This is a genomic window from uncultured Campylobacter sp., assembly GCF_938017615.1.
GTDB lineage: Bacteria > Campylobacterota > Campylobacteria > Campylobacterales > Campylobacteraceae > Campylobacter_B.
Genome location: NZ_CALIJA010000084.1, coordinates 1 through 8,362, shown reverse-complemented (window position 1 = coordinate 8,362; position 8,362 = coordinate 1). Strand labels below are relative to the sequence as shown.

At 47.6% G+C, this 8,362-nt stretch carries 8 protein-coding genes and 1 tRNA gene; 1 reads left to right on the top strand and 8 read right to left on the bottom strand.

Annotated features, from left to right (window positions below):
* Positions 1–433: 433 nt before the first annotated feature.
* From Q0620_RS03920 to murA, 8 genes are all read right to left on the bottom strand, one after another.
* Entirely contained in the window at positions 434–1,021 is a 588-nt protein-coding gene (locus tag Q0620_RS03920; RefSeq protein WP_298783303.1) for a hypothetical protein, read from the bottom strand.
* A 313-nt stretch (positions 1,022–1,334) separates the two neighbouring features.
* Entirely contained in the window at positions 1,335–1,961 is a 627-nt protein-coding gene (gene tmk, locus Q0620_RS03915; protein ID WP_298783302.1) for a dTMP kinase, read from the bottom strand.
* Positions 1,962–2,470: 509 nt separating this feature from the next.
* Positions 2,471–3,559, bottom strand: a complete 1,089-nt coding sequence (locus tag Q0620_RS03910; RefSeq protein ID WP_298783301.1) for a hypothetical protein — start codon at positions 3,557–3,559, stop codon at positions 2,471–2,473.
* Positions 3,560–3,632: 73 nt separating this feature from the next.
* Positions 3,633–4,109, bottom strand: a complete 477-nt coding sequence (coaD, locus tag Q0620_RS03905; RefSeq protein WP_177387474.1) for a pantetheine-phosphate adenylyltransferase — start codon at positions 4,107–4,109, stop codon at positions 3,633–3,635.
* Positions 4,109–4,663, bottom strand: coding sequence for a UbiX family flavin prenyltransferase (locus tag Q0620_RS03900; RefSeq protein WP_298783300.1), 555 nt, complete (start codon positions 4,661–4,663; stop codon positions 4,109–4,111). The genes coaD and Q0620_RS03900 overlap by 1 nt, the downstream gene beginning before the upstream one ends.
* Before the next feature lie 76 nt (positions 4,664–4,739).
* A tRNA-Gly gene (locus Q0620_RS03895) sits at positions 4,740–4,814 on the bottom strand.
* Between the two features lie 61 nt (positions 4,815–4,875).
* Positions 4,876–6,057 (bottom strand): molybdopterin molybdotransferase MoeA, encoded by a 1,182-nt coding sequence (locus Q0620_RS03890; RefSeq protein ID WP_298783298.1) that lies wholly within the window; start codon positions 6,055–6,057, stop codon positions 4,876–4,878.
* A gap of 234 nt (positions 6,058–6,291) precedes the next feature.
* Positions 6,292–7,560 carry a UDP-N-acetylglucosamine 1-carboxyvinyltransferase gene (gene murA, locus Q0620_RS03885; protein WP_298783297.1) on the bottom strand — a complete coding sequence of 423 codons (1,269 nt, stop codon included), beginning with the start codon at positions 7,558–7,560 and terminating at the stop codon, positions 6,292–6,294.
* A 125-nt stretch (positions 7,561–7,685) separates the two neighbouring features.
* Between murA and Q0620_RS03880 the strand changes: the two genes are divergently transcribed.
* A complete protein-coding gene (locus Q0620_RS03880) occupies positions 7,686–8,321 on the top strand; it encodes an NlpC/P60 family protein (RefSeq protein ID WP_297990381.1) in 636 nt (211 codons plus the stop codon).
* Positions 8,322–8,362 lie beyond the last annotated feature (41 nt).

Here is an 8,362-nt window from a genome sequence, read left to right as displayed (position 1 = left end):
AAACGGCTAGCAAAAATACTGAAAATTATAAAAGGGCGAATGATAATAAAGCGCATTTTATAATAAGTAACGCGCTTTTTAAATCATGATATTTTTGCCGGTAATTTTAAAATTTTGTGCCCAATCGCTGCATTGTAAATTTATCATTTTATAGATTGTCGCCTCTCGGGATTTGTTAGCAGATTTATTTATCGGTGCCGGAATAGGGCATAAATTTTTGCCGGGTAGAATTTCACGCTGCGCTATAAATTTTATGCGCCCCGAAATTTTGAAATTTTGTTTTCCACAAATACGGTAAGCGGCAAAATTCCGCCACGCGAATAAAGCATACTATCACGTTACGGGCATCGATAATCTACTCGTTTATTCAGCCAAATTAACCCATGCCGCCGCAGATTTTATGTTTTAAAATTTCACGCCGAATCTTTCGCGGCTAAAAAATACCCCGCAGAGCCGCCGTGCCCTCTACATGTCTGTACGGCAAGAAATAATGCGTGAAGTTTGTGCAAGTGCCCCCAGACACGCATATTTCGGCGCTCAGTCTGTGTTTGACATGCGTAGAATCGAGATCAGGTATCTCCAATCCGCCGCTTTTGTAACCGCTATAGCCCATTTCTATCGGCACCTCTAGCTCATTCTTTTCAAACACGATGCGCCCGCTTTGCACCTGCTCGAGTTTGATATTTTTCAGCACGATCCCTGGCGTGCTCACGTGGTCAAATTTTATACTTAGTTCATACGGGGCGCCGGTGGAGTTATCGTCCGAGAAGTCGGGCTTCGGCTCGCGATCATCGCGCCATAATCGTCCGCCGATAGTGGTAGCTCTTAAGCTAGCGCTGATGCTAAAATCCTCCAGATCCAGCGAAGCGCTGCTAAAATCTAGGATTAGCGTCCATGATACGACGGTACGACCGAAAAATTTATCCGCGATAATATAGCTACCCAAAAGCGAGCTTATGACCACCCAAAATAGAAATATAAATTTAAAAACCTTGCGTAAAACGAACTTTAACGTCTTCATCATTATCCTTTCAATCTAAAGCTTAAGCGGAATTCCGCTTGCAAATCCGCGTATAAAAATTCCGCGCGGGATTTCGCTTATGAAATTTCGCGCTTTTTCAGTCTGCGGCGGAATTTTAAGACAGAATTCCGTAGCGAAATTTTGCCGCGAAATTATAAAACAAATTCCGCCCATGAAATTTTACCTAGAACCACGCCAGTAAAATTCCATAACGAAATTCGGAGATGAAATTTCACGATGAAATTTCATAGTTAAAATTTCACGGCAGAGCTGAGAAATCAATTCCCGCGGCAAAATTCCACGCCTTAAAATTTTAAGAAAGTATGAAATTTCTTATCTGATCGCAGATCGCCTCTTCGGATTGTGCGGCGTCGATTTGCAGGGTCTCAACGCCGCACGCCGTGCATGCCTGCGCCATAAGATCTTGCACGCACATTAGATATTTCAGCCCGCGAGCTTCGATTATATCGCTGCTAGCGCGCGTTTTAAGCCGCTTTTTGACGAGCTGTTCGTCTGCCAAAAACAGCACGATTTTATCCGCAAATTTGCCCCCGAGCGCAAATTTATTAAGCGCGATGAGTTCGTTAAGATCCGCGTTTTCGTCGTTTGCCAGCGCATAGGCAAGCCCCGAGATGAAGCCGCGATCGCTTAGCACGAGCCTGTCCGCGCCGCCCTTTATCACGCGCTCGTAGTGCTCGGCGCGGTCTGCGAGGAACAAAAGCAGCTCGGCGCGCTTTGAAATTTCGCCGCAGGCTTCGCGCAGATTTACGCTGCCGCGCCGCCACTTAAAATCCTCGCCCAAAACGAGGCTTCGCACCGCCTCGCCGAGCTTCGTGCCGCCGGGCTCCTTAGTCACGATCGCCTGCGGAAAAGCTGCCGCTAGCCGCGCTATCTGCGTGCTTTTGCCCACGCCGTCGATACCTTCGAATATTACATACATTTTCCGCCTTTAAATTTGTGCGCTATTTTACAAGCTTATAGCTAAATAGCGGCTTTTTTAAACAGCGGGGCGTAAAATTTTGCCTCAAAATCGGCTTTTGCGCGAGCTTGTGCAAGCCGATTTTTATTTTTCGGCATAAAATTTTATCGGGCGCTCTGCCTTACTCGGCTCCTGCTTTTTGTGGAACGGCTCGCGATTAAATTTAGCGCTCGGACGGATGCGCCGCATAACAGCAGGCGAGTAAATTTTGCGCTTACGGACATTGTATCGAGCGAAGCAGGGCACCAGTCGGTAAAGACGGCACGCCGTGCGGATATGATGACGCGTCAGGCGAAGCAGGGCGTCATCATACAGAGCAGGACGTATACCAGTTGAATCGGATGGCGTCAGACGGAAATGGCGGCACTTCGGGCGGAGCAGGGCGGCGTTATGCAGAGTGGGGCGCATTGGGGCGGGCGAGTGCTGCGCGCAATGATAAAATCGCGACGATGAAATTTTAAGTTTTGCCCTTATCCGCCTATCGGTTCGGGATTTATCGCTATGAAATTTTTCCGCAGATCGCTAAGATCGCAATCGGTAGCCGTGATCGTAAAATCCTCCGTCATATCGAGCGCAAATTCGCCAAGATCTGCTTTGAGCTGCTTCACGCATTCCCAAATGAGCTTTTTAGCCTGCGCATATTTATCATTTAGCTGCGTTTCTTGATTGAAAAGATCAAAAATTTTCGCCGTTTCGTAGTCTACTTCGACCTCGGCTCGAAACTCGTAATCAGGAACGAGCCAAAGAAGCCAGCCATCTTTTCGCGCAAGCCACTGCGCGCGCTGCTCTTGCGAGCCGAATCCGATGATCGGCGGCAAACTCCTATTGTCGCAAGCTAAATTTATGCAGTAGAGCTTACAGCCTGGCGCGTGCTTTTTGATCGTCTCTTTAATCGCGGGCAGCAGCCTTTGCGCGGCGAGCTCATAGAGCTTTTTGTAGCTCATATCCTTATTGGGCTTTTGATAGCGCACATAACCATTTTCGGTTATCAAGCTCAGCTCGCCCATTGCGTCAAATTCATAGTTTGTTACGTCATTCCTTCTGCCTGCGCGAGGGTGCTCTACATACTCCTGTCTTTGTGCGAGTTTGCCGCCTTCGTAAGTAAAATTTTCTATCCCATAGGCGTTGTTGTCAAAGGCCGAATAGATGGACTTTAGCACGCCATCCTCATAGGCAAATCTTTTTATATTGAAGCATTTTGAGCATCTTTTATTGTAGCAACCGAAATGATATTTTAAAACTTCGTCCCGCCCCCAAAAATAAAGGCTTTCAAAGAAACTTTTTTTGCCGTCATGTTGTCTTTCAAAAACGACGCGATCTTGCGCGTCAAAGCCGTATTCGTAGGCGTTTGCGATATTTTTAGGCGCTTCTTTTAAAACTCTACCTTTTGAGAAACGGTTGAACTCAAAATAAAATGGCTCTAAATTAATATACTCGTCCGACGCCCAGCGCCTGCTTACGGCCTGCGCTTCGGCTATTTTATTTAAGGCTTTGTATTCATCTCTCACGCTTTTTAAAAACGTTCGCAGTCTTTCTATCTCATCCATTTGCTTATTCATTTTTATCTCCCGTGCGGCTTGTAAATTTTAAATTTAATCGCACCTGTAGGCTAAATTTTAATCGCTTGCAAGCTCATTTTTTTAAAAATTTTAAAATTTCGCTCGGCACTAGGTGCGAAACGTCGCCGCCGTGGCTCAAAACGGAGCGGACGATCGAGCTTGAGATGAAGGCGTTTTTGAGCGTCGGCATCAAATACACGCTCTCAAATTCCTCCCATAGCGAGGCGTTTGCGTAGCCGATCTGCAGCTCGTACTCAAAGTCGCTAACCGCGCGAAGCCCGCGGATAACGAAGCGCACGCCGCAAGATTTAGCAAAATCCACGAGTAGATTATCAAAGCTTTGCACGCTCACGCCACGAAGCCCGCGTGTCGCGGCTCGCGCCATCTCTAGTCTGGATTTTAGGCTGAAGTAGGGTTTTTTGCTCTCGTTTAGCGCGACTGCCACGATAACTTCATCAAAGAGGCCTAGCGCGCGCTTGATGACGTCCAGATGACCGTTCGTGATAGGATCGAAAGTGCCCGGATAGATACATTTTCTTGAGTTTTGCATTATTGCCACCTTTTAAATAGCTCGTTTTGCACGCCCAGCGCGTCGCACCACTTGCCGATTATGAAATTTTTTAAATTTTGCACGCCGCAGTAGCCTGCGATCACGGGCGGAGCGATGATGACGCCGAGTGCGGCTAGCTCACTCATCTGACGCAGGCTGATCGCAGAAAGCGGCATCTCACGCACGCCTAGGACCAGCCGCTTGCGCTCTTTTAGCGCGACTGCGGCGGCACGGGTGCTTAAGCTGTCGCAAAGCCCACCGTAAATTTTAGCCAAAGAGCCGATAGAGCAGGGCGCAAAGATCACTGCGTCAATGCCGAACGAGCCCGAAGCGGGCGGCGCACTAAGATCGTTATCGGGGTAAAATTTTACGCTCCTAAATTCCGCGGATTTTAAAGCCTCGTCCGCGTCTATGCCGCTTTCGGCGCTCAGGACGCGGCGCGCGCCCTGCGTAAACACGGCGTGGATTTCATGCGGCGAGCTGGCAAGAAATTTAAGCAGATCAAGCCCGATCTCGCAAAAACTCGCGCCGCTTACGCAAACTAAAATTTTCATTTCAAGGCTTTCATATCGAAATTTTGTGCTTTAAAAGCGAATGGAGCGGAAGGAATTTTAAAATTTGAAGTTAAGATGGAGCGGGAAACGAGAGTCGAACTCGCGACATCAACCATGGCAAGGTTGCGCTCTACCACTGAGCTATTCCCGCATGCGATAAAAATAAAGCGCGATTGTAGCCTATAAATTTTCATTTGTCAATAATTTCTCGCTTAAATTTCATAAATTTTTACGATTTCTCCAGCGCGAACTTTGTCGCATTCGGGATCAGCCAAGAAAAAATGCGATGCCGCAGCCAGCGGTCTGATGCGCCCAGAAGGCGACGGCATAGGCGTAAAAACTCCGCCTTCATATGCGCCTACGGTTAAATTTACTCTGCCGCTTTTTAGCTTCAGATCGCTTGCGAGCTTGGCATAGATCGCCGCTTCTGCGCTAAAAGCCTCGCTTGCGCCGCTAAGCTTAAATAGGATCGGCAGTATGACTGCGCGCGTAAGCACGAAAGCAGCCATCGGATTGCCTGCCATTGCAAAGACGAATTTGCCGTCTTTTGCGAAGCACTTGCTGGGGCGGCCGGGCTTGATATCGATGTGATCGAAAACCTGTAAAAATCCAAGTTCACTCATAGCGCTTTGCATAAAATCCGCCTCCCCAGCACTTGCTCCACCGCTGGTAATTAGCACGTCAAATTTACGCGTAGCAGCGTCTAGCGCCTCGCATACCGCGCTAAAATCATCCTTTAAAATCCCTAAATACTCATTTTCAAAGCCGTATTTTTGCAGCAATGCAGCAATGCCACTAGAGTTGGCGTTATAAATTTCGCGCTCACTTGCGCTCTGCCACGGCTCTTTTAGTTCGTTTCCACTGGAAAATAGGGCGATTTTAGGACGCGCGTAAACGCTTACTTCGTAAATTCCTTGCGCGGCAAGAAGCATGATTTTAGCAGGGTTTAAAATTTCGCCACGGCGCAATAAAAGCTCGCCCGCGCGCACCTCCTCGCCTTTTTTACGAAAGCCGTCGTGGGCATGAACGGAAGCAGGGATTTTTAGAGTTCCACCTTGCGCGTCTACATCCTCTAGCCTCGCGACAGAGTCCGCGCCCGCAGGCATTGGCGCGCCGGTCATTATCTTTTGCGCTTGCGTAGCCTTGATTTCGTAAAATTTCTCATCTCCCGCAAAAATCGTAGGCTCTACGATTTTTAGCTCTTCGTCTTTGAAGTCCGCCGCATAGGCATAGCCGTCAAGCGCCGAATTATCGAAGCAGGGCAGGTTTTTAATCGCAGAAATATCGCTAGAAAGGATACGACCTAAGGCGCTGGGAAGAGGCACCATTTCGCTCCGCCTGCTTGATGTGATTCTAGCCGTAGCCAAATCTATAGCCTCATTTATTCCTATCATTTTAAGTCCTTTTTATCATTTTTTTACATTTTAAATTCGCGCAGTTAATACTTCGCGTGACCTTAAATTTTATGTTGCGCCAAAGCTTGCAAAGCAAAATTTTACCCAAATAAATGCGCGAAATTTTACGGGCTCAATTGCCTTATTTTAATGCTAGTGTTACTTAAAATTTCAAAACATTTCGCTCGTAAAATTCCACTTTGCTTGCTTGCGCAAGATTTTATTCCGAAGTCTTCATTCCTCGAGCCTCTGTATGTCCGCGCCAAGCGCACCAAGCTTAGCCTCTAGTCTCTCATATCCGCGATCCAGGTGGTAAATTCTATGTATTTTGCTCTCGCCGCGCGCCGCAAGGGCGGCTAAAACGAGTGCCGAGCTGGCGCGCAGATCGGTAGCCATCACGTCCGCGCCGTTTAGCTTGCCGCCGCTGATCGTCGCGATGTGTCCGTTTAGGCGGATATCTGCGCCCATTCTTGAAAGTTCGCTTACGTGCATGAAGCGGTTTTCAAAAAGCCTCTCGTCGATGGTGCTGACGCCCGAGGAGATGCACGCAAGCGCCATAAACTGCGCCTGCATATCGGTAGGAAAGCCCGGATATTCGCTCGTTATAATCTCTACGGGTTTGATCTTTGAGGCGGGCAGGATAGTTATTTCCTCGCCGCCGCTTGAAATTTCAAATTTAAAGCCCATATCTTCAAATTTTGCAAGCACTGCGCCAAGATGAGCCGCGCAAGCGTGCGTGATCTTGATACGAGAGCCCGTGATCGCGCCTGCGCACAGATAGGTGCCTGCTTCGATGCGATCGGGAATAATCGAAATTTCGTTTAAGCTTAAAAGCTCGCCGCCGCTTCCTTTGATGAGGATTTCGTTCGTGCCGATGCCCTCTATGTCGATGCCTGCGCTTTTTAATGCGTTGCAAACGGCGATCACTTCGGGCTCTTTTGCCGCGTTTATGATATGAGTGGTGCCGCTTGCTAAGGCAGCCGCCATTACGATATTTTCGGTGCCGGTGACGGTAATTTTGTCAAAATTTATAGTCGCGCCCTTAAGCCCCTTTTTTGCGGTGCAAACGACGTAACCTTGCTCGATCTTAACCTCCGCGCCCATCTTTTCAAGCGCGCTAAGGTGCAGATCGATCGGTCTTGCGCCGATCGCGCAGCCTCCGGGAAGGCTTACCTCGCAGTGTCTAAACCGCGCTAAAAGCGGTCCTAGCACCAAGATCGAAGCGCGCATTTTACGCACTATGTCGTAGATAGCCTTGGTCGAGTTTATCTCGCGCGGATCGATTTTGGCGGTGTTGGCGTCAAGAAACTCGCATTTTGCGCCTAAATTTGAAAGCAGCTGAATTAGCGTGTGGATATCGGAAACTGCGGGTAAATTTTTAATTACGACTTCGTTTTTTGAAAGGATAGATAGAGCTATGAGCGGCAGTGCGGCGTTTTTTGCGCCACTTATTTTGACGCTGCCGCTTAGTTTTTTGCCCCCGTTAATTCGTAGATAATGCATGATTTCTCCGTATAAAATTTCGGCGATTATACAGAATTTAGCTTTAAAGTTACCATTTTGTTACCACTGAGCGCTAAAATTACGCCTAAATTTAACCGTTACATAATTTTATAAGGATTTTTTATATGAAACAACTAATTATTTGCGCTTTGGGTGCGTTTTTGCTGATCGGTTGCTCCTCGAAAGCCCCGTCTGCCGGCAGCCAGCAAGCGTATGTCTTAAACGATCATGAAGAAGGAATAACTTCGGTGCCAGGAAGCGAGTTTAACCGCCCGCTAATTGCATCGGTAGACGATTACACTGGTACTCGCGCGGGAGGGGACTGCAGCGGATTTATTACCGTGCTAAATGATAAATACGATGATCTATTTTTTAACTCAAAAGATCTGCCGAAATACTTCACAAACGGACGTAAATCCCAAGCAATATATAATTATTACAGCCGTAAAAATTTACTCAGCAATACGCCGCGAGTGGGGGATTTGGTATTTTTTCAAAACACCTTGCGCTCTAACAAAGGCAAGGTCAATAACGAGATCAGCCATATCGGTATCGTGCGCGAGATCTATGCCGACGGTCGCGTGAAATTTGTCCACAATACTCGCGGTAGAAATCAAGCGGACTTCGTAAATTTAAATAAGAAAAACGTCCATGTAGCGGGGCAAAAGATGGAAAATAGCTACATCGTGCGCTGTGGCAAAGACCGCATAAGCTGCCTAGCGTCGAACCGCTTCGCAGGATACGGACGGGTGAATAACTAGAATTTTGAAAATTCTTTCGCCGTATTTTTTGAAAAATTTCT

Excerpts from the sequence above, each read along its gene's own strand:
- Q0620_RS03890 (WP_298783298.1), bottom strand. The coding sequence starts at position 6,057 with ATGATAGGAATAAATGAGGCTATAGATTTGGCTACGGCTAGAATCACA.
- murA (WP_298783297.1), bottom strand. The coding sequence starts at position 7,560 with ATGCATTATCTACGAATTAACGGGGGCAAAAAACTAAGCGGCAGCGTC.
- Q0620_RS03910 (WP_298783301.1), bottom strand. The coding sequence starts at position 3,559 with ATGAATAAGCAAATGGATGAGATAGAAAGACTGCGAACGTTTTTAAAA.
- coaD (WP_177387474.1), bottom strand. The coding sequence starts at position 4,109 with ATGCAAAACTCAAGAAAATGTATCTATCCGGGCACTTTCGATCCTATC.
- tmk (WP_298783302.1), bottom strand. The coding sequence starts at position 1,961 with ATGTATGTAATATTCGAAGGTATCGACGGCGTGGGCAAAAGCACGCAG.
- Q0620_RS03920 (WP_298783303.1), bottom strand. The coding sequence starts at position 1,021 with ATGAAGACGTTAAAGTTCGTTTTACGCAAGGTTTTTAAATTTATATTT.
- Q0620_RS03880 (WP_297990381.1), top strand. The coding sequence starts at position 7,686 with ATGAAACAACTAATTATTTGCGCTTTGGGTGCGTTTTTGCTGATCGGT.
- Q0620_RS03900 (WP_298783300.1), bottom strand. The coding sequence starts at position 4,663 with ATGAAAATTTTAGTTTGCGTAAGCGGCGCGAGTTTTTGCGAGATCGGG.